Below are 19,528 nucleotides of genomic sequence, written 5' to 3'. Positions count from 1 at the left end.
CAAGATTCTTACACTGCCGTACGGTCGGTCGCTTTGACTTCATATCGCAAGACGGCGTCCAATTCCCTACAAGTCTCACGAAGAACAGTAGAGTGAACGCCTGAGAGGAGGATTAGATGACCTCGCAACGGAGCATGTGATTTTGAAAAGAGTGTAGGATCCGACCGCGCTATTTTCCCCTCAAAAATTCATACTGACTGGCCAATCCCCGCCTTCACTGGGTTAGGTTGAGCGAATAATCTCAACCACTTCAATATGTTATTTTGTATGGTATTACTGTTTAGGGCTCGTCGATTGGTATTGGGACAATATACTCAATGTAATCTCTGTTGGAAAGTTTCGCAACATCACACTTGTCTATCGGAGTATCTCTAGGAGTCGAATAGCCTCGAGAGTCCTCAGAATGAGTCGCATCATGTCCGAAGATACTCTCTAACTCTTTCAACTCGTCGTCCTCGATATCCTCTTGATATCCGATTTCCACATTGATTCCGTCATATTCTGGTCGGGTAGTGCTATCCCCTGATGGATCGTTGTATTGACTCTCATCAAGTGGTGCATTGATCTTCTCATCGTTGAGTTCATAGTCACATGATGAAAAGTCGTATCCTCCAGACATATCCTCTGATTCACCCTCTTCTTCTGTATCGGTTTCTTCATCGTCGGTATTGGTTTCCTCATCATCTCCACCGGTACATCCTGAAAGACCAACGACAGCAGACGCGCTAGCTAGAGCAAGCAATGTTCGCCGATTCATGTTTTTCCATTGTCCATAGTGTCCTAAATGTTTTCTGCTTGGTTTCCTTTGTTTCTGAACCGGGAATTGATTACTTGAGGATGTCGACCTTTAAGTCTAAACGTCGGGGGTCAACTGTGATGCCCTGAAAGCGCGGGTTCGGTAGGATGATGTTCGATCAGATTCGTCGGGGGTCAACTGTGATGCCCTGAAAGTGCTCACTGTCGAGGTGTTTCTCGGCTGATTGAACCGAAATACGTTAGATCTTTCAGTGAGTTGTTGCAGCGGTGTCGCAATCGCCCACTGGTACAGGCTGACTGCGACTCATGATACGCCTGGGAGCTCGCACTCCTCAACTGTGACGTCCAAATCAACTTAACGACCTGGTCACTTCTCAAACGTCACGAGTTCGCTGATGACTGGCGGAAGCTCGCTGCAGGCGGTCTCGAGCAACCAGAGACAGACGCGAACCCACCGACCGACGTTGACATAGTCGACCTCGCCAAGTCAGTCGATGTCGATCGCCGCAATCTCGAGTGGAACGGTGATGTTTGGGTGCTGGCCGATCCCTCGCTGCTCAACCAGGACACGAACGATATGTTTCGTCGAACCCTTCGCGTCGTCACTGATCGGTTGACTGAAGGTGACACCCACTACCCGTACGATCATCTTGAGGACGGCGGTCAGCGTGACGAGTGGATCGAATGCTGCCTCGAATCTGGGGAAATCGTCGATCCACGGTCAATTCGTGGCGGCGGTCGGAAAGACATCACGGACGACCAACGAAGCCTTGATTCTTTCTAGAATCTGGTAGTCACCAGTATCAGATATCGGAGAGTATGGTCTAAATAGCCGGTTCGGTTGCTCTATCGCTGGAACAAAGCCGTGCTTATCATAGAGGTATTCCATTAGCCAGACTCACGTTCAATATAGCAACTATTAGTTTATGTGCCGAGTTTCAGTCGACTCGAGTGGCGACATACCACCTTTCCAAGACGCTGAATCAGTTGTTTTGTGCTGGCTCGAGTACGAGTGTGCCACATTCATTTCACTTGTTCATTTGATTGTTGCAAGGCAATATCGTTATCAAACAGAACGCCCTACTGGTCCGTGTGGTCGAGACCTACTACGAGGTGCTCGAGGTCGACCCCGACGCGACCCAGGCGGACATCGAAGCCGCCTACCGAGAGCGTGTCCTCGAAACCCACCCCGACCAGAGCGACGATGCCGACGCCGCCACGGAGTTTCAGCGGGTCACGGAGGCGGAGTCGGTCCTCTCGGACGAAAGCGAGCGCGCCCGGTACGACCGACTCGGCCACGATGCGTACGTTCGACTCGAGGGGGGACCGACACTAGAGGACACCGGGACAACGGCCGACTCGACCGATCGAACCGAAACGTCCGCAGCCGACTCGACGGACCGTACTCGGACGGACTCGGCCGACGGCGGAACTGGGGGAAGTCGACGGTCGACGACGACTGCCGGCAGCGCCGGTAGCGGAACCAGCACACGTCACCGGTGGGAACGCGTCAAAGAGGAAGTCCGCCAGGAACGCAGCGACTCGAGTGCCGGGTTCAGCGCTGGAGCGCACACCGGAACGAGCACCGGGGTTTCGGGAACGACGGAGACGGTCACCGGATTCGGGTCCGCAACCGAGACCGCTTCCGGCGAGAACTCACGGAGTGACGAACCGGAAGCGGGCGAAGACACGGACGACGGCTACACCGTCCACGACTGGAACGGTGAAATCCACTTCGAGTGGGAGGGACGGCCGTTTACCCAGGCTGCGGCGGTGACGCTTGCCTGCATCTGGGTGCTGTACCCGCTGTTGGTGTACTCGACTGTGACACCGGCATTCCCGCTCGGAATCAACGGAATCGTCGCAGCGTGTACGCTCGCGCTCGTCGCCTACACACTGACGTTCCCGCGCGTCGCGACGGCGGTGTTTGGCACCTGGGGGGTCGTCCTCCCGGCGGTGGCTCACTGGACGCCGCTTCTCTCGCCGACTTCGTTACGTGGAATGATAGCGATCGGGCTCGTCTGGGTCCCGCTTGGCTACGCGGTCGCGGTCTGGTGGGCACTGCGCCCGTGACGAGCGGACGGGTGGCTATTCGACGCCATCGCCCTCGTCCTCGCCCTCGTCCTCGAGAGCGTCGATCACCGTCGCTTTCAGCGACTCGCGACGGCGATGACTCGCTTCGGCATCGAACGCGACCGAAAGTACCTGTGTTCCTTCTTGCTCGAGCGACCGCTCGTAGGCCGCATCGAATTCGGCCGGGGTGACCGACTCGAACTCGAGGCCGTACAGTTCCGCGAGAGCAGCGAACTCGAGGCCGTGTGGCGTCTTGAACTGGTCCGTGAAGGGAGGATCGAACGCCTCGATCGGGAGTTTGTGGAAGATGCCGCCCCCGTCGTTGTCCAGCAGGACGATCGTCGCGTCGACCCCACAGCGGTCGATCGCGAGCAACCCGTTGGAATCGTGGTAGAAGGAGAGATCGCCGGTAACGAGCACGAGCGGTTCATCGCCGGCGGCGCTGCCGGCTCCCAGCGCCGTGCTCGTGATGCCGTCGATCCCGCTCGCGCCGCGATTCGAGAGGACAGTCAGATCGGCGCTACGGGGCCGGCCGAACCGATCAGCGTCTCTGACTGGCATGCTGTTCGAAACGAAGATCGTCGCCCGGTTGGGAGCCCGCTCGAAGACCGAGACGAGGATAGCCCCTTCGAAGGGGTCCCCCTCGAGACTCGCGGCGGTTCGGGCGTCGTCACAGACCTCCCAGTGGCGACGCTCGGCTGCGTCAAACCGGGCACGCCACTCACCGTCGGTATCGCTCCCGCCGGATTCGTCCTCGAGGTGATCGAGCGCCTCGAGTGTCGCCGCAACGACCGATCCGGGCCGCACAGTGAGCAGGTCCGTCGCGGTGAAGGTAGCCTCACGCCACGCGCCGGCGGGATCGATGAGGAACTGTCGGGCGTCCGCGTCACGCAGTGCGTGGCGAAGCGGCTTCGACGTGGGCGACGCGCCGAATCGGAGGACGACATCGGGGTCGACGATGTCGCTCGCGTACGCGTCGTACCCACCGTAGATCGGTCCATCGGNGAAGCGGCTTCGACGTGGGCGACGCGCCGAATCGGAGGACGACATCGGGGTCGACGATGTCGCTCGCGTACGCGTCGTACCCACCGTAGATCGGTCCATCGGAGTCGACGTGAGCGCCGAACCGCAGATCAGACAGGGGGTCCGCGAGGATCGGTGCGCCGACCCGTTCCGCGAGGTCGACGACGGGTTCGGGCTCGAGGGCACGCAGGTCCGCTGGGTCGGCGGGTCCGGCGACGATTAGTGGCCGCTCGGCGTTCGCCAGCGCTGCCGCGAGCGGGCGCACCTGCTCGGCTTCGAGTTCGAGATCACCGCTGTCGGTCGCGACGAAGGGACCGTCTCGCCCTCGAGCAGCCGTCGTCTCGGCGAACGGCTCGGGGACGGAGCCCGGAAGGTCGGTCGGCTCGAGCGGTTTGCGGAACGGACAGTTCAGGTGGACCGGTCCGGGTTCGGGGCCGCCCGTCTCGGCGAGCGCTCGCGCAGCGGTGGTCCGGAGGCTCCGTACCTTTCGTTCGTCGGCTTCCGGCTCCGGCAGTTCGGCGAACCACCGGACGGCGTCGCCGTAGAGCTTGGTCTGATCGATCGTCTGGTTCGCGCCGCTGTCACGCAGTTCCGGTGGCCGATCCGCGGTGAGGACGAGCAACGGGACGCGAGCCTGGTTCGCTTCGATGACCGCGGGGTGGTAGTTCGCCGCGGCAGTACCCGAGGTACAGATCNCTGTCACGCAGTTCCGGTGGCCGATCCGCGGTGAGGACGAGCAACGGGACGCGAGCCTGGTTCGCTTCGATGACCGCGGGGTGGTAGTTCGCCGCGGCAGTACCCGAGGTACAGATCAGCGCCGTCGGCTTGCCCGTTCGGCGTGCGCGGCCGAGCGCGAAGAAGCCGCCGGAGCGTTCGTCGAGGTGTGAGTAGACCTCGATTTCCGGGTGCTCGGCGAACGCGACGGTCAGCGGCGTCGATCGACTTCCGGGAGCGATACAGACGGCTTCGAGGCCGCCGGCGGCGAGTTCGTCGGCGAGGGTGCGGCCCCAGAGGGTGGCGGGGTTCGGGGCCGCACGCTCGCTCGAGTTGGGGTCGGTCATCGTCGAGTCTGTTACCGGAGTTCGTCCAGAATGGATCGCAGCTTCAACTGCACTTCGTCCCACTCGTCGTCGGGGTCGCTATCGGCGACGATCCCGTTGCCCGCAAAGAGGGAGATTTCGTCCCCGCGAGCGAGTCCCGAGCGGATGCCGACGGCGAACTCGCCGTCGCCGTCGCCGTCGAACCAGCCGATCGGCGCGGCGTACCAGCCACGATCGAAGTCCTCGGTCTCCCGAATCGTCTCCCAGGCGGTCGACGGTGGAACCCCGCCGACGGCCGGCGTCGGATGCAACGCCTCGACGAGTTCGAGAACGTGGTGGTCCGCGTCGAGTTCGGCCTCGATCGGCGTCCGGAGATGCTGGATCGTCGCCAGCTTCCGGACCGACTGGTCGGCGATCGTCAGTTCGCGGGCGAGCGGCTCGAGCTGGTTGCGGATCGACTCGGCGACGAGCCCGTGTTCGCGCTGGACCTTGTCGCTGTCGAACAGCACTTCGGCGTGTTCGTCGTCCTCCTCGGGGGTTTCCCCGCGAGGGACGGAGCCGGNGCTGGTTGCGGATCGACTCGGCGACGAGCCCGTGTTCGCGCTGGACCTTGTCGCTGTCGAACAGCACTTCGGCGTGTTCGTCGTCCTCCTCGGGGGTTTCCCCGCGAGGGACGGAGCCGGCCAGCGCTTCGGTTTCGACCGAATCGCCGCGCTTTGCTACCAGTCGCTCCGGTGGTGCCCCGAAGAACGTTCCGCTGACCTCGTCACCGACGAGGAATCGATAGCAGTTCGGGTACCGACGGCGCAGGCGCTCGAGGGTCGCCGCGACGTCCAGTTCTTCCGCGAGGTCGACCGATAGCGCCTGCGCGAGGACGACCTTGGTGAGCCGCCCCGCGTCGATCCGCTCGAGTGCGGTCTCGACCTGGCCGGCCCACTGTTCGGGCGTGGTGCTACGATGAGTGTCGACGACGCCGGGGCCGGACCCGCTCGGGCGCATCGAAGGAAGCTCCGACAGCCGGTCGTCCCAGCGTTCGAGGCGGTCGGCCGCCTCCGCGGCGGTCTGGCCGATCGCGGTCAGCCAGGTGCCTTCGTCGCTTCTGACCACGAGGAGTTGCGGAACCACGAACGACGCGGCGTCGAACCCGGTCCAGGGGTCGGCGTCTGGGTCGTGTTCGTCGTGGAACGCGAACCCGCCGAACGCACGCGGGCGGGCGACCTCGGGGCCGTCGTGGTCGAGGTCGGCGAACAGTCGCTTCGCGCGTCGACGAACGGCGTCGAACCGGTCCGGTCCGGACGCCGCGATGCGGGCCGTGACGCCCCGTCCGACGACCTCGAGGCCGTCGGGGGTCGCCCACTGGATGCGCGTGTGTGCTCGGTCGGTTTCGAGTTCGGCTTCGGAGTCGGTGATGCCGTCGGTATCACGGCACTCGATACCGATGTCGGCGTCGACGATCGCTCCGAAGGAGACGTCCTCGAGTGTCCGACTCCGGGCGACGAGTTCGGGAGTTCCCGCCGGAACCGCCGTGGTCTCGGTCCGGGACTCGACTTCGGCATCCGTCTCTCGCTCGGCGTCGGCCATCGCTCGGCGGTTCGTGGCCCGACCCTCACCCGACGTCCTGTCCATCGAGCACAGTTCAGGACCGGCGCGCCTTCAGCCTAACTATATCGCTCCTCTTCCCAGGGGTTGGCCGTCTCCGAGTAGCCACGGCGTTCCCAGTAGCCGAGTTCCGGTTCGGTGAGAAACTCGACGCCGTCGACCCACTTCGCGCCCTTGTAGGCGTACTTGTGTGGCGTCACGACCCGGAGGGGGCCGCCGTGGTCGGCAGGCAGGTCCTCGCCATCGAACGCCCACGCGAACAGGACCTCCTCGCGGAGACAGTCCTCGAGTGGCAGATCGGTCGTGTACCCGTCAAGCGCCGAAAACAGGACGTGGCAGGCCTCGTCGTGGACGCCGGCTCGCTCGGCGAGTTCGGGGAAGGAGACGCCGACGAACTCGCAGTCGAACTTGCTCCAGCCGGTCACACAGTGAAAGTCCTGGCGCTGGCGGTCGCTCGGCAGGTCGCGAAACTCCTCCCAGGAGAACGTCAGTTCTTCCTCGACCGCGCCGGTGACGGTGAACTCCCAGGTGTCGAGGTCCCAGTCGGGCGTTCCGCTCTTGGAGAGAACCGGAAACTCGGTCGTTTCACGCTGTCCTGGCGGGAGCCGATCGTCGCCGAACTCCTGATAGAGATCCGTGACGTCGGTGACGTCGTCAGTCATACCCGTAGGTTGGTGGGGACGACTGTAGATGTGACGCCTTCCGACTCGACCGAAGACCCCACCCTCCCCCAGCAGCGTCCGGCTCCGAGTGACGACGATTCCGCTCGAGTGGGACGGTTGGGGTGTGTAACGCGGTATTTCCGTCCCCGTGGTGGAATCGAAACGGTTCGAAACGGTTCGAAACGGTCGGTCCCTCGTCACAAGTCGGGGGATACCTCACGAAACCCTCGCCATCCCTTAGTACGGTCTCGACGACGCACATCTGTATGGCGAGCAGACAACAGATACCCGAACGGGACGTCACGGAACAGGCAGCGGAAGAAGTCAGCGAAGAAGCGATGGGGCCCGCGGCCATCGCGTCGGCGGCATCCGTCGGCCTCTCGCTTTACTACTTCTTTATCCGCGGGGAGCGCCAGCTCGGCGCGTTCATCGGCCTCTGGCCGCCGACGATCCTCGCGTTCGCGAGTTACTTCAATCAGCGGAAGATACTCAACAAGCTCCAGTCGATCACCCAGCCGGGGACGACACTGCGAAACGCCATCGACTCGATGATGGGCAACCGCTAACGCTGATCTCTGGGCTTGACCTTGGCCGTCCCGTTTCGGCCACACGGACGCGGGCCTGCGTGGTCGTTCTCGAAGGATCGCCGGAAAGTCGACACTGCCGATCGTCACCGCGTGGGAATCGCGGAGTCGCCCGAACCGACGGACGGGATCGTTGGGTCCGACGGGGCCGAGGATGGTCCACCACCACCGTTTTTCGATCCGTGTTTGTTCCCCGTCAAACCTAAATACCCCCTCGCCGAAAGCGGAATCAGATGCCGAAAGTAGAGATCACCATCCCGGAACACCTCGAGATGCAGATCGCCCAGATGGTCGAGCGCGGTGAGTTCGTCAACCGCGAGGAGGCGATCGAGGACCTCCTGTCGACGGGCATCAAAGCCTACAAGACCAGCGGGCCGATGGACGAAGAAGAAGGAACCACCGGTGGCGGCACCGGCCTCGAAGACGACGGTATGATGGGCCACGACGACGAGTACGTCTTCTAGCCCCCTATTTTCCGCTTACAGTCCGAACACGCCGAGCGGAACGCCAAAGGCGATCATCGCCCCGACGAGCAAGACGAGAAAGCCGATCCCGACGGCCCGCGAGGAGTAGTCGCTCATCGGTGCAGTCGTCCGTTCGGCCGCGAGGTCGTGACCGACGTCGGCGGCCGAGTCGTGATCGGTCTCCGTACCGGTCTCGGTGTCGTCTGCCATGCACGGACGTTGTCGCCTCGAGGTCTTAAAAACACCTACACGCAGAGAGCGGTGACGGTCGGTGGGGGAGACGCATTGCTGTAACTATAGTCCCGACTGCAACGATTACGATTTGCACACTGATCGCCGATCCGTCTGGCGAGCAGGTGCGCACTGACGTGCAGTGGCGACTATACGTACCCCCGATCGCCAGAACGGGGCCGGCGATCGGCGGCAGTTGACGACAGGAAACCGTATGAGGCTCGTGTCCTCAGGGGGGTTGCGACGTCGTGTCACCCGGAAATATTTACCACTTCAGCGACGAGTGTGGGGCTGATGCCCTCCACCTTCGGATGTCGACTGCAGTCCCGTCGGCGAGTCATCGCCACGGTAGGCGGTGGTCTCGCGGCCGCACTCGCCGGTTGCTCCGGTGAGCCGGGAGAGAGAAACGAATCCGAACGCGACGACGAAGCGACCGACCGGTCCGAGTCGGCTACCGACGTCCCGAAGTCGCCCTCGGAGTTTACGACCGATCACGAGACGCTGGTCGTCCGCTCGAGCGACGGCGAGCGCGTCGTCTACCGGTCGACAGAAGAAGCCCAGGAGGTTCGGGAAAGCGACGAGGACGATCCGTCCCACACACTGTACGAGCCGCCGGCGCTGTACGTCATCGACGAGGACGACGCCGAGACACTCTGGATCGACCCGAAACTGTCAGACGAGGACGAGAGCGACGTTCGTGCGTTCGTGGCCGACACCGACTTTGAAACCCAGTCGATCGTCATCTACCAGTCGACGATCGAGGACTGTTACGACCGACGGCTGCTGGGGGTCGAGACGGAAGAAGACAGGGCACGCGGGCAGTTCTGTCGACGGCTGAAACCGCCCACGACACCGTGCGAGGCGGACGTGGAGGTGATGGATGTCACCGTCGTTCGTCTCGACCGTGCCTACTCCGAGCGCCCACTGGGGGGCGGGTACTCCGAAAGTGCCTCCTGTCCGCCGTCGGCGGTCGACGAGCGTGGCTTCGACGCCGACGGAACGGAGAGCGACGACCACGGCACCGACGCCGTCGAGGCAAACGCCTCGAGTTCGATCACGGACCGCCAGCCGAACGCGACCGTCTCCGAGGGAGGAAACGACGGATGACGCCGCACGATTCCGGCCGAAGCTCGAGCGGACTCACCAACTCGAGCCGGCGGGCGTTTCTCACGGGCGTCGGGACCGCGACCGGAGCAGTCCTCGCCGGCTGTAGCGAACTTCCCGGTATGGACGACTCGGACACGTCGGTCCAGTTTGCGGCGAGCGAGGTCGACGATGTCCTCGTGGAAACGGAGTTGACACCTCCCGAGGTCCGGTGGCCTGTCCCCGTCGAACCCGCCCCGGCGGCCGTCGACGACGCCCTCGAGCGCGTCGCGTCGCTGGTCGCCGAGGTCCCCGAGAGCCTGACCCCCGACGACGTGCCAAACGGCGTCGTCCGTGCCGAGATCGGCGAGCAACGCGACGAGGCGACGGCGAGGAGAGACGAGCTCGCGGACGCGACTGGCACGGACCGATACCGTGCCTACCGGCAGAGCCGCGAGGCCCGCGAAGCGGCCCGCCACGCCGCGACGAGCTGGCTCGCGATCGGCGCGGACCGCGAAGAACTGGTCGCCGAGCTTCGGGACGAGTACAGCGCCGCCCGAACGGAAACGCAGGACCGCTACCGGGCGATCGACTATCGTGGCCCGGAGACGGGCGAGGGACGCCTCCGGACTGTCCTGTACGCCTTTCGACGCGAGTCGGACCTACGGAGTGGGACCCGAACGCTCGAGCGGTGGGGCGTCTCCGCGAGCGACGACGTACTCGAGACCGGTGAGAGCGCGAGTACGCTCGAGCACACTACGGCGACAGTCGACGTCTGGGACCACCTCGAGGAGCGGTATCGGTCCCAGTACGGCGGCGACGACGCTGCCGACCTCGCGCCGGTCTTCGAAGGCGCTCTCGAACAGTCGATCGAAGCCGCGGATGCGGCCGACGTGCCACGGCAGAACGACGGCTGGCTCGAGGAGATCGGCCTCGGCGACCTCGACGATTCGATCCTCGAGTTTCTCGTCTGGCGTGCCGGTCAGCCGATCGACAGAGCACGAGACGGAATGGCCGACGCGCGGGACGACGCGGACTGGGCGACGGGCCTCTACCGGGCCCTCGAGTTCGAAGTCGCGTACCGGGCCCTCGAGACGGTTCGGGACCGGGTTGCCGACGGCGAACTCGCAGAGCCGACGGTCGAGGACGTGCTGGCGGAACGCTCGGCCGCACTCGAGGCCGCCGAGACGGTCAGAAACAGCGAGATCGCAGGCGAACGAGCCACTGCACCGTCGCTCGGCGCGTACGCCCTCGCGGAGAGGCTGCGATCGGTCGGGTGGGTCGACGACGGCGTCCGCCGCGCAGCCGACCGGAGTCCGGATACCAACGTCTCGCTGCGCAGCCAGTACCGCGACTACGTACGCTACCGGGCCCAGCTCGAGGCGCTGCCGGACGCACTCGAGGCGTTCCGCGGACGGCTGCTCGAGTGAGCCTGGGGCTCGGTTCGTCCTCGTCGGGCCGGTCAGTAACGGACGGAATCGCCCGATCCAGACCCCTTTACTACCCTCGGTTCGAACCACCGGCACCGACTACACCATATGGCACTGACCAAGCGAATCATCCCCTGTATCGACGTCGACATCGACGAGGACGGCAATCCTGCGGTCTACACCGGCGTCAACTTCGAGGACCTCGAGTACACCGGCGATCCGGTCGAGATGGCCAAAGCCTACAACGAGTCCGGAGCCGACGAGTTCGTCTTCCTCGACATCACCGCCTCCGCGGAGGGACGAGAGACGATGCTCGACGTCGTCCGCGACGTCGCCGACGAGGTCTTCATTCCCCTTACCGTCGGTGGCGGCATCCGTACGACCGACGACATCAAGGAAACCTTGCGGGCCGGCGCGGACAAGGTCTCGATCACCACCGGCGCACTCGAGCGTCCGGAACTGGTCAACGAGGGCGCGTCGGCCTTCGGCAGCCAGTGTATCGTCATCAGCGTCGACGCCCGGCGTCGGTTCGACGAAGAAGGCGAACACTACGTCGAGGTCGACGGCGAGTCCTGCTGGTTCGAGTGTACGAAGAAAGGCGGCCGGGAAGGGACGGGCATCGACGTCCTCGAGTGGGCCGCGGAAGCCGAATCCCGCGGCGCAGGCGAGTTGTTCGTCAACTCGATCGACAAGGACGGCACCAAGGACGGCTACGACCTTCCGCTGACGGAGGCGGTCTGTGACGTCGTCGATACGCCCGTCATCGCCTCCTCGGGCTGTGGAGGGCCGGAGGACATGTACGACGTATTCACCGAAGCCGGCGCGGACGCGGGGCTTGCGGCCTCGATCTTCCACTTCGACGAGTACTCGATCGCGGAGACGAAAGAGCACTTAGACGAGCGTGGGGTCCCGGTTCGGCTGTAAACCGTCTCCGTCCGACCTGATCGGACCCGCGAGGGCGACCGCGTTCGTTCGGCGTTCCAACACGCTTATTTCCTCGCAGTCGACCCCTTCTATCAGTGAAGTGGCGGTGCACGTGGTGTGGCAAACCACACGAGGAAAACGACCCGCCCTGTGATAGCTGCGGGCACAACAAGTTCGAGAAGGCCATCGTCCAGGAGGGCGAAGACAGAGACAGAGCGGCCGCACAGTCACCGTCGACGAAAACCGTCGACACCGGGACGACTTACGTCTGGGAGTGTCCCAACTGCGGCCGTGAGCACGTCAAGAACAACCCACCGTGTTCGCGGTGTGGCAACCCCGAACTCGAGAAGACCGAGCAGACCTACGACGACGTCGAGCGCGAACTCGACACGCCGGGCTGGCTCGAGGTCGCCAAACCCTACCTCCCGGTCTTTGCCGTTCTCGGCGTCGTCTTTCTGCTTTTCGCGACCGGAATCGTTCCGGCCTCGATCGTTCCGGGGGTCGGCACGCCGTCTCCACCCGACGCCCCCGGCGACGGCAGTCAGGCCGCCGGCCTCGACCTCGAGGCGACCGAAGGGGAGATTCACGACCGGCTCGAGGCCGAACGTGAGTCGCCGCGAAACTACGACGACGGGCTCGCGTCGGTAGCGGAGTATACGAACCGTGGGTTCGTCGCAGCCGAGTACGGCGACGCCGATCCGGAGCCCGTCGGCCTCGACGACTTCGGCGTTGGCTGTTCGGCCGAGTACCGCAGCGATCGAGTCGCCATCGCCAACGCGGGCGAGGAGTTCGCCAGCGAAGGGGCGTTGGCCGACGCCGTCGTCGATCAGTTGCTCGCCTCCGACATCGCAGTCGAGATCACAGGCGGCGACGCGGCGGGCGAGGGCGTCGATCTGCACGCCGTGGACGGAACTGTCTACGTCGCCTACGCGACGTGCTGAAGCGGGTCGCTGAAGCCGCTGTAGAAGTGCCTACTCGGCTGTTTTTCAGGTCGGAGGAGTCGGAGTCTGCCTGATTCCGTCGGTGCTGGCACGCGAGACGGACACCCCCCTCGCGTTCGTAACGGCGTGTCGATCGTCTCGAGCGAAGCGGAGGACGCTCGAGCCTCGAGTGCGGTTTCGGCGGGCGAAAGCAACGGAGCGGAACGGAGCGAGAGCGCCGACACGGCTCGGGCTGCGAAAGCGACGGCAACCGTCGTTCGTCCGTTCGGGCTGGGGCTTGAGGCAGGGGGCTGGACTTGAGGCCTGGGTCTGGGGCCGTCAGCGATCGGTGTGTCCCGGTCGCGTCGCTAACGGTCGGTGTCTCTGTCCGGTCCGACGAGCACTTCGAGTTCGAGTTCGAGTTCGAGTTCGGGCCCGGAATCGATCGAGCCGACCGCCGACGAGAACGAAGTAAACCGACGGGCCCAGCGGTCCTACGCCGCGGCCTCGAAGGCGTCGCGGAACGAGGTCGCCTTATCGCGAACGTCGCTTGCTGCTTCCTCGAGGGCGTCGATCGGATCGACGTCGCCCTCGGTCTTGACCGTCAGAATCGGTTCCGTCTGTCCACCCGACTGTTCGGGGTTCACGTCGTACGTCGCCGCGCTCACGTCCTCGTGCTCGAGCAGGGCACCCTTGAGGACGTTCATAAAGGTGTGATCCTCGCCGGCGATCTCGATCGAGAGTTCGTCGTCCGTGCGCTCGGTGACCCGCAGTTCCATGTCATCGAATCCGGTCGTCGGCTGCTTGTACCTTTCGAAGCCGGCTTCGCGCCACAGCGGCGTTTACAGTCGTCCGTCGGGAAGGCCGAAGGTAACCCCTATACGGCTTCGGTCGAACCACAGGGATATGCTCTCTCCCGGGACGCTCTCGGGGGCGCTCGCGGCCGGGGTCGCGATCACCCTCGTGGCGTCGATCGTCGTCGTCCGTCGCCTCTCCGAACCCGAACGCCGCTGGCGGGAAATCGCCGGCGAGCGGCTCGTGCTGGGTGTTCCCTGGGGTACGCTGGTCGTGATCGCGTTCGTCCTCTGTGTCTATCTCTTCGTCCAGGACGGCATCTCCGATTTCTCCGATCCGGTCACGATCCCCTACCGGTCGTGGTCGTACTTCTACCCGCTTGGCATGCTGACGGGCTCGTTCTCTCATGCGAGTTCGGGACACCTGATCAGCAATCTGGCGGGAACCGTCGTCGCCGCGCCGCTTGCCGAGTACGCCTGGGGACACTATCCGCACGACGGAAACGACGACTCGAGGGGCTCGGGGCTGCGAACGCGGCTCCGAACGGACCCCTGGCTTCGCGCGCTGGTCGTCTTCCCGGCGGTCGTCATCGGGATCGGCCTCCTCACGAGCCTGTTCTCGCTCGGCCCAGTGATCGGCTTCTCCGGTGTCGTCTTCGCGTTCGTCGCCTTCGCGATCGTCCACTACCCGATCGTGACGCTCGTCGCGACGATCGGCGTCCAGGGCGTTCTCACCACCGTCTACAGCGCCCTCCGGACACCGATTCACGTCTACGTCGCCGAGCCGAGCCCGCCGACGGCTCCCTCCTGGGCCGGTATCGCCATCCAGGGCCACGCCCTCGGGTTCGTCATCGGGCTGGTGCTCGGCATCGCCCTCCTCGAGCGTCGCGGCAAGCGACCCGACCCACTTGCCGTCTGGGTCGCGATCCTCGTCTACGCGATCTCGCGGGGGCTCCACCAGATCTACTGGTTCGGCGAGGGCAACTCCTTTTATCTCTTCCAGGGACCCGGCGTCGCCATCGTCGCCGTCCTCGCGCTGGTGATCACCGTCGCACTGACGGGGTCGGATCGACCGGTCGTCCCGCGACGGCTCTCGCGGCGGCTCGCCCGGTTGCGAAACGGGTCCGAGCCGGTCGACCGCCCCCTCGAGATCGCGACGAGGGCGATCGACCGGTGGTCCGGTTCGGACGCCGAGGCGGGACCAAGCGCCAGCGACCGGACACCGCAGGGACGGGTCGATCGAATCGCCGCCCTCGCCGGCCGCTACCGGAACGACCGGAGCACGCGCGTCTCCGGCGTCCGCAGGCGCGGGGCTGCCTTCGTCGGCGTTCTCCTCGTGCTCGCGGTCCTCGCCGGCATGGCGATCCCGGTGAACGTCCTCGCGCTGGACGGGACGGCCCACTCCCCCGAGTCGGCGATCGAAATCGAGGACTACACGATCGAGTACGCCGAGGATGTCGAGAACGAACTCGTTTCCGACTTCGGTATCGAAGACCTAAGCGACGGGCTCGAGGCCAGCGGCGTCATCGTCGCCAGCGAGGACCGAAACATCTGGATGGAAGCAGTCACCGCCCAGCATCTCGGGTTCGTCGGCACGGAGACGGTCACGGTTGGAGGTCCCGGCTGGCGCGAGACCGTCCACGTCGAACGTGCTGGCTGGGAGCCCGTCGGGAACGATCCCGTCTACCAGGTCCGGATGGGGGAATCTAGCGATCCCGAAGACGTCGTCTTCGAATCCGACGCCTCGCAGGCGAACGTCCGGGTCGACGACAGGATCGTCACCGTCGTCTCCGAGGGCGGCGAGTTCGGCCTCGAGGTGCGCGAGAACGAGTCCGATGTCGTCGAACGCGCACCCATCCCCGGTCCCGACGAGACGACCGACGCCGCCAGCCTGGAGTTCGAACGCGAGGACGACGCGGTTTACGCTGTCAGCGACGGAACGGTCGTTACGGTCGCGACCGAAGAGACGTACAACTGATTCCTGCCTGGAACGGCACGAGCCGTTTCGCGGACGCGAGGCGAGATGGTTTCGATGGGAGACAGTCGGCTGTACGTGGACGTTTCGCCGCTTTCGCTCGCCGTTTTACGGTCCGAACGGTATCGCTCGTGCCCCGCTCGAGCCCGCCGTCCGTCGAACCGGCCTGGGTGCTCTCGACGGAAGCGGTTAACTGCAACGTGGCGTCGGGAAGCCGGTGGGAAACAATGGCCGGGGACGCCGTTCGTCGGAGCAACCGAACCGGACCAATGATCGATCTCTCACTGCGGCGTACGGCCTCGACATCCGCATCGGCGTCGACGGGACCGTCCCGTGCTGAAAGCGAAACGGGAGCGGGGACGGAGGCGAGGACTGAAACGGAAGGGAACACGAACCGCCACGACGGGACGGCTGCCGTCCGCCTCGAGTCGGTCAGTCACGAGTACGGCACGGGTGGCGGACGGTTGCGGTCGGGCCGGGATCGAACGGTCACCGCACTCGAGGACGTTTCGCTCGCGGTCGGGGCTGGCGAAGTCGTCGGCCTGAAAGGCCCGAGCGGGAGCGGGAAGTCAACGATCCTCCACGCCGTCGCGGGACTGTTGGCCCCGACCGAGGGACGCGTCGACCTGCTCGGGACCGACCTCACCGACCGCTCCGAGCGCGAGCGAACGCGGCTGCGACGGAACCACGTGGGCATCGTCTTCCAGCGGTTTCACCTCCTGCCCTCGCTATCGGCGCGGGCGAACGTCGCCTTGCCGCTGGTCCAGACCGGCGTCGGCCGCTCGACCCGACGTGAACGCGCCACCGAGTTGCTCGAGGCGGTCGGACTGGACGACAGGATCACACACCTTCCAAGCGAGTTGAGCGGCGGGGAGTGCCAGCGGGTGGCGATCGCCCGGGCGCTCGCGACGGACCCCGACGTCATCGTCGCGGACGAGCCGACGGGTGAACTCGACACCACGACCGGCGCATCCGTCCTCGAACTGTTGACCGACGCCGGACGGGACGGGAACCGGGCCGTACTGGTCGCGTCCCACGACGACGCGACGCTCGCAGTCGCCGATCGGGTGGTGCCGCTCCGGGACGGCCGGGTGGTGTCGGATGGGTACTGAGGACGGCCAGGAAAGCGGGGAGGGAACCCGCCGATCGCGCTGGCGTGGCCTCGTGGGAGTCTCGATCGGACGACTCTGGAAGCGCGCGACCAGAACCCGGTCGGGTCGGATCGCGGCGACGACCGCCGCCGTCGCTGTGACTATCGCCTTGCTGGTGATCGTGACGGGGATGGCACTGGCACTCGCCGACGGCGGCGTGGCGACTGAAACCGACGCTGACGTCCGGATCGGCCCCGAAGACACCGGCTCTCTCACGGCCGTCGACGGCGTCGAAGGTCCCCGGCTCGGCGAGACGAACGAGCGAGCGGAGCAGCTTCGGGCTGCCGACGGCGTCGAGCACGCGTCGCCGGCGCTCGTCGAAAAGCTGCGACTCGAGCCGGCAAACGGGGAAGGGGAGCCCCGGACGGTACTCGTCGTCGGCATCGTGCCCGACGAGAACGACCGAACCGTCGCCGGGTTGCCGACCGACCCACTCGAGTCCGGCGACCCCCACTACACGGACGAAACGGACGACGGCCCACGGCGAGGCGAAGTCGTCCTCTCGGCGGCGGCGGCCGAGGAACTGGACGTTACCGAAGGCGAACGACTCGCTGTCGCCGGACTCGAGGCCGACGGCCTGGCTGGCACGGAGGCTCCCGACGAGGCCGCGGTCCCGACGCCGACCGTTACCGTGACCGCAGTGGCGGAGGGAAGCGGCGACGCGCCGGTCGTGCTCGCACCACTGAGCGAGGTACAGACCGTCTCCGGGGCATCAGACGGCGAACTCGCCGATCGGGTACTGGTGTGGGGCAACGACGAGCACGCCGCGGCCGCCGGGAGCGAGGCGTATCCCCACGCGGCGATCGAGAGCGACCGAGGGACAGACCCCGCGACGCTGTTCGACGACGGGCTCGCGTTCGCGACGAGCCTGCTCGCGCTGCTGGTCGGTGTGACGATCTGTGCGTCGTTCGTCGCCACGACGGCCGGCATGACCGTCGACGAGGATCGACGCACCCTCGCCGTCCTCGAGTCGGTCGGCTTCTCGACCCACAGCCGCCTCGCGATCGTCGCGCTCTCGACGGTGGTGACGACGGTCTGTGGGGCCGTCCTGGGAGCGGCGCTCGGACTGGTCGGTATCGGGGCCCTCAACGCTGTCGTGGCCTCGAGCGTCGTCTCCGGGGCAGTGGCACAGGCTCACCCGCTTTTGGTCCCCTACGGCGTCATCGTGGGGCTCGTGTCGGGGCTGCTCGCCGTCCCGTACCCACTCGTGATCGCGAACAGGACCTCGGTCCTCGAGGAGGTGGGACGATGAGCGCGCTTCCGTTCGCGTTCGTCCGAATGCGGGCAGTCGTAGGTATCGCCGTCGCACAGCTCCGGCGTTCGCCCGGCCGGACCGCCCTCGCTGTCCTGGCCGTCGCACTCGCCGTCCTCGCCGTGACCCTGCTTGCCGGGCTCGGTGCCGGTGTCGTCGCGACCGGAGAAGAAGGACTCGAGAGCGCCGACCAGGACATCTGGATATCGAGCGATCCGGTCGATCCGGACGCCAGCGGGACGGAGAACCCGCTGGTCGGAACCCACGGAACGGCGGCCGAGCTGACAGACAGGGAAGACGTTACGTACGCGACCCCGATCGCGTTGTACGATGTCTACGTCGGAACGGACCCCGATCCGGAGACGCTGGAACGCCGACCCGCAGTCGGCGTCCAGGAGACCCACGACGGGTTCGACTTCGAGGCCGGCGGCGGATTCGAGACGCCTGACGAAGCGTACGAACCCGGCCAGCCCCGGTCCCAGGAGCCGGTAACCGACGAAATCGTCCTCGATCCCCGCGTCGCCGAGAGCGTCGACGCGGAGGTCGGCGACACGCTGTACGTCGGCACCAGCCGTCAGACCGCACCGGAGTACGCGTTCACCGTGGTCGGGGTCTCCGACTACTACTCGCAGTTTCTCGGCTCCGAGACAGTCACCCTGCCGCTCGTCGACCTCCAGGCCGTCGCGGGGACGACCGGAACCGACCGCGCGACGTTCCTGACCGCCGACGTGGCCGACGACGCCGATCGGGAAGCGGTCGCCGCCGACCTCGACGAGTCCTACCCGGAGTACGACGTCCGGCCCAGCGACGAACAGGTGGGTGCGATGATCGGCGATCGACCGCTCGTGGTCGCCAGCGGCGCGACGCTCGTCGGTCTCGCCGTCGTCGGCGGCGTTGTCCTGACGGTCAACCTCTTCGCGCTCGTGGCCGCCCAACAACGCGCGGAGCTGGCAGCACTCCGGGCGGTCGGACTCTCGAGGGGACTGCTCGCGGGGACCGTCGCCGCCCAGGGAGTCGTGATCGGGCTGTTGGGCGGGCTCGTCGGCGTTCTCGCGACCCCGCTGCTCGCGTCGGGGCTGAACCGCGTCGCAGCCTCGGTCGCGAGTTTCGATCGCCTCGTCCGTCCCTCGAGTGACGTCTACGTCCTCGGGCTCGCCATCGCACTCGTCGTCGGCGTGCTTGTCGCGCTGGTCGCCGGCTGGCGCGCGGGCCGATACGCGACGATCGACCATCTCGAGGGGTGAGCCGCCGACGACCTACTCGGCGCTCTCGCTCTCGCTGCCGGTCTCGCGGCCCACGCCGAACCCCCAGACGAGCAGCAACGCGACCGCGACGACGCCGACCCCAACCGTCTCGAGGACGCTCACCTCGACGCCGACGAACGCAAGCGCCGTGCGCAACTCGACGAGTACGACGAGACAGAGCGCGACCAAGACGAGCAGTTTGGCAGGAGACGTACGCATCGTTGATGTGAGTCGGTGAGGTCAGCCTCGGAGTGTGGACGCTCGTAACAACTGCAGCGATTGGTACACCGATCGCCGACCCGTCCGGCAATCAGTACACACTG

16 protein-coding genes and 3 pseudogenes are annotated in these 19,528 nt (G+C 65.4%); 11 read left to right on the top strand and 8 right to left on the bottom strand.

What is annotated here, in order from left to right; all coding sequences use genetic code 11:
• Window positions 1-280 precede the first annotated feature (280 nt).
• Window positions 281-757 carry a hypothetical protein gene (locus tag C446_RS18270; RefSeq protein WP_083861153.1) on the bottom strand — a complete coding sequence of 159 codons (477 nt, stop codon included), beginning with the start codon at window positions 755-757 and terminating at the stop codon, window positions 281-283.
• Window positions 758-1,848: 1,091 nt separating this feature from the next.
• Between C446_RS18270 and C446_RS15925 the strand changes: the two genes are divergently transcribed.
• The gene (locus C446_RS15925) at window positions 1,849-2,829 is read left to right on the top strand and encodes a J domain-containing protein (protein ID WP_006674159.1); all 981 of its coding nucleotides are present in this window, start codon (window positions 1,849-1,851) and stop codon (window positions 2,827-2,829) included.
• A gap of 15 nt (window positions 2,830-2,844) precedes the next feature.
• On the opposite strand, the pseudogene menD reads toward C446_RS15925, so the two are convergent.
• From menD to C446_RS15900, 4 genes and pseudogenes are all read right to left on the bottom strand, one after another.
• Window positions 2,845-4,546 (bottom strand): annotated as a pseudogene (menD, locus tag C446_RS20845) (2-succinyl-5-enolpyruvyl-6-hydroxy-3-cyclohexene-1-carboxylate synthase); the annotation flags it as partial.
• Between the two features lie 19 nt (window positions 4,547-4,565).
• A pseudogene (locus C446_RS20315) lies at window positions 4,566-4,913 on the bottom strand (thiamine pyrophosphate-binding protein); the annotation flags it as partial.
• 14 nt (window positions 4,914-4,927) lie between these two features.
• A pseudogene (locus C446_RS15905) lies at window positions 4,928-6,518 on the bottom strand (isochorismate synthase); the annotation flags it as partial.
• A 32-nt stretch (window positions 6,519-6,550) separates the two neighbouring features.
• Complete coding sequence (locus C446_RS15900) at window positions 6,551-7,153, bottom strand: sulfite oxidase-like oxidoreductase (RefSeq protein ID WP_006674158.1); 603 nt, start codon at window positions 7,151-7,153, stop codon at window positions 6,551-6,553.
• A 266-nt stretch (window positions 7,154-7,419) separates the two neighbouring features.
• Here C446_RS15900 and C446_RS15895 point away from each other — a divergent pair, with 266 nt between their 5' ends.
• Together C446_RS15895 and C446_RS15890 are read left to right on the top strand one after the other, a co-directional pair.
• The gene (locus tag C446_RS15895; RefSeq protein WP_006674157.1) at window positions 7,420-7,719 is read left to right on the top strand and encodes a hypothetical protein; all 300 of its coding nucleotides are present in this window, start codon (window positions 7,420-7,422) and stop codon (window positions 7,717-7,719) included.
• A 251-nt stretch (window positions 7,720-7,970) separates the two neighbouring features.
• Entirely contained in the window at window positions 7,971-8,201 is a 231-nt protein-coding gene (locus tag C446_RS15890) for a ribbon-helix-helix domain-containing protein (RefSeq protein ID WP_005579832.1), read from the top strand.
• A 15-nt stretch (window positions 8,202-8,216) separates the two neighbouring features.
• On the opposite strand, the gene C446_RS15885 is transcribed toward C446_RS15890, so the two are convergent.
• Complete coding sequence (locus C446_RS15885) at window positions 8,217-8,411, bottom strand: DUF7550 family protein (protein WP_006674156.1); 195 nt, start codon at window positions 8,409-8,411, stop codon at window positions 8,217-8,219.
• A 315-nt stretch (window positions 8,412-8,726) separates the two neighbouring features.
• On the opposite strand from C446_RS15885, the gene C446_RS15880 reads away from it, so the two are divergent.
• From C446_RS15880 to C446_RS15865, 4 genes are all read left to right on the top strand, one after another.
• Complete coding sequence (locus C446_RS15880; protein ID WP_006674155.1) at window positions 8,727-9,539, top strand: hypothetical protein; 813 nt, start codon at window positions 8,727-8,729, stop codon at window positions 9,537-9,539.
• Window positions 9,536-10,945: a hypothetical protein gene (locus C446_RS15875; RefSeq protein WP_006674154.1), complete on the top strand. Its 1,410-nt coding sequence runs from the start codon at window positions 9,536-9,538 to the stop codon at window positions 10,943-10,945. The genes C446_RS15880 and C446_RS15875 overlap by 4 nt, the downstream gene beginning before the upstream one ends.
• A 108-nt stretch (window positions 10,946-11,053) precedes the next feature.
• Window positions 11,054-11,869 (top strand): imidazole glycerol phosphate synthase subunit HisF, encoded by an 816-nt coding sequence (gene hisF, locus C446_RS15870; RefSeq protein ID WP_006674153.1) that lies wholly within the window; start codon window positions 11,054-11,056, stop codon window positions 11,867-11,869.
• A 95-nt stretch (window positions 11,870-11,964) separates the two neighbouring features.
• Complete coding sequence (locus C446_RS15865) at window positions 11,965-12,810, top strand: hypothetical protein (protein ID WP_006674152.1); 846 nt, start codon at window positions 11,965-11,967, stop codon at window positions 12,808-12,810.
• A gap of 473 nt (window positions 12,811-13,283) precedes the next feature.
• Here the strand turns inward: C446_RS15865 and C446_RS15860 are convergent, their stop codons facing one another.
• Window positions 13,284-13,568: a DNA-directed RNA polymerase subunit L gene (locus C446_RS15860; protein WP_006674151.1), complete on the bottom strand. Its 285-nt coding sequence runs from the start codon at window positions 13,566-13,568 to the stop codon at window positions 13,284-13,286.
• A gap of 127 nt (window positions 13,569-13,695) precedes the next feature.
• Here C446_RS15860 and C446_RS15855 point away from each other — a divergent pair, with 127 nt between their 5' ends.
• From C446_RS15855 to C446_RS15840, 4 genes are all read left to right on the top strand, one after another.
• Complete coding sequence (locus C446_RS15855; RefSeq protein ID WP_006674150.1) at window positions 13,696-15,561, top strand: rhomboid family intramembrane serine protease; 1,866 nt, start codon at window positions 13,696-13,698, stop codon at window positions 15,559-15,561.
• A 266-nt stretch (window positions 15,562-15,827) separates the two neighbouring features.
• On the top strand, window positions 15,828-16,670 hold the full coding sequence (locus tag C446_RS15850; protein ID WP_049920293.1) for an ABC transporter ATP-binding protein: 843 nt from the start codon (window positions 15,828-15,830) through the stop codon (window positions 16,668-16,670).
• Window positions 16,660-17,961: an FtsX-like permease family protein gene (locus tag C446_RS15845; RefSeq protein WP_006674148.1), complete on the top strand. Its 1,302-nt coding sequence runs from the start codon at window positions 16,660-16,662 to the stop codon at window positions 17,959-17,961. Before C446_RS15850 ends, C446_RS15845 begins: the two co-directional genes overlap by 11 nt.
• Window positions 17,958-19,205: an ABC transporter permease gene (locus tag C446_RS15840; protein WP_006674147.1), complete on the top strand. Its 1,248-nt coding sequence runs from the start codon at window positions 17,958-17,960 to the stop codon at window positions 19,203-19,205. The genes C446_RS15845 and C446_RS15840 overlap by 4 nt, the downstream gene beginning before the upstream one ends.
• A 12-nt stretch (window positions 19,206-19,217) precedes the next feature.
• Here the strand turns inward: C446_RS15840 and C446_RS15835 are convergent, their stop codons facing one another.
• Window positions 19,218-19,424, bottom strand: coding sequence for a hypothetical protein (locus C446_RS15835; protein ID WP_006674146.1), 207 nt, complete (start codon window positions 19,422-19,424; stop codon window positions 19,218-19,220).
• Window positions 19,425-19,528 lie beyond the last annotated feature (104 nt).

The sequence above is a fragment of the Halobiforma nitratireducens JCM 10879 genome (assembly GCF_000337895.1).
Taxonomy (GTDB): Archaea; Halobacteriota; Halobacteria; order Halobacteriales; family Natrialbaceae; genus Natronobacterium; species Natronobacterium nitratireducens.
This window is presented reverse-complemented; position numbering and strand designations above follow the sequence as displayed.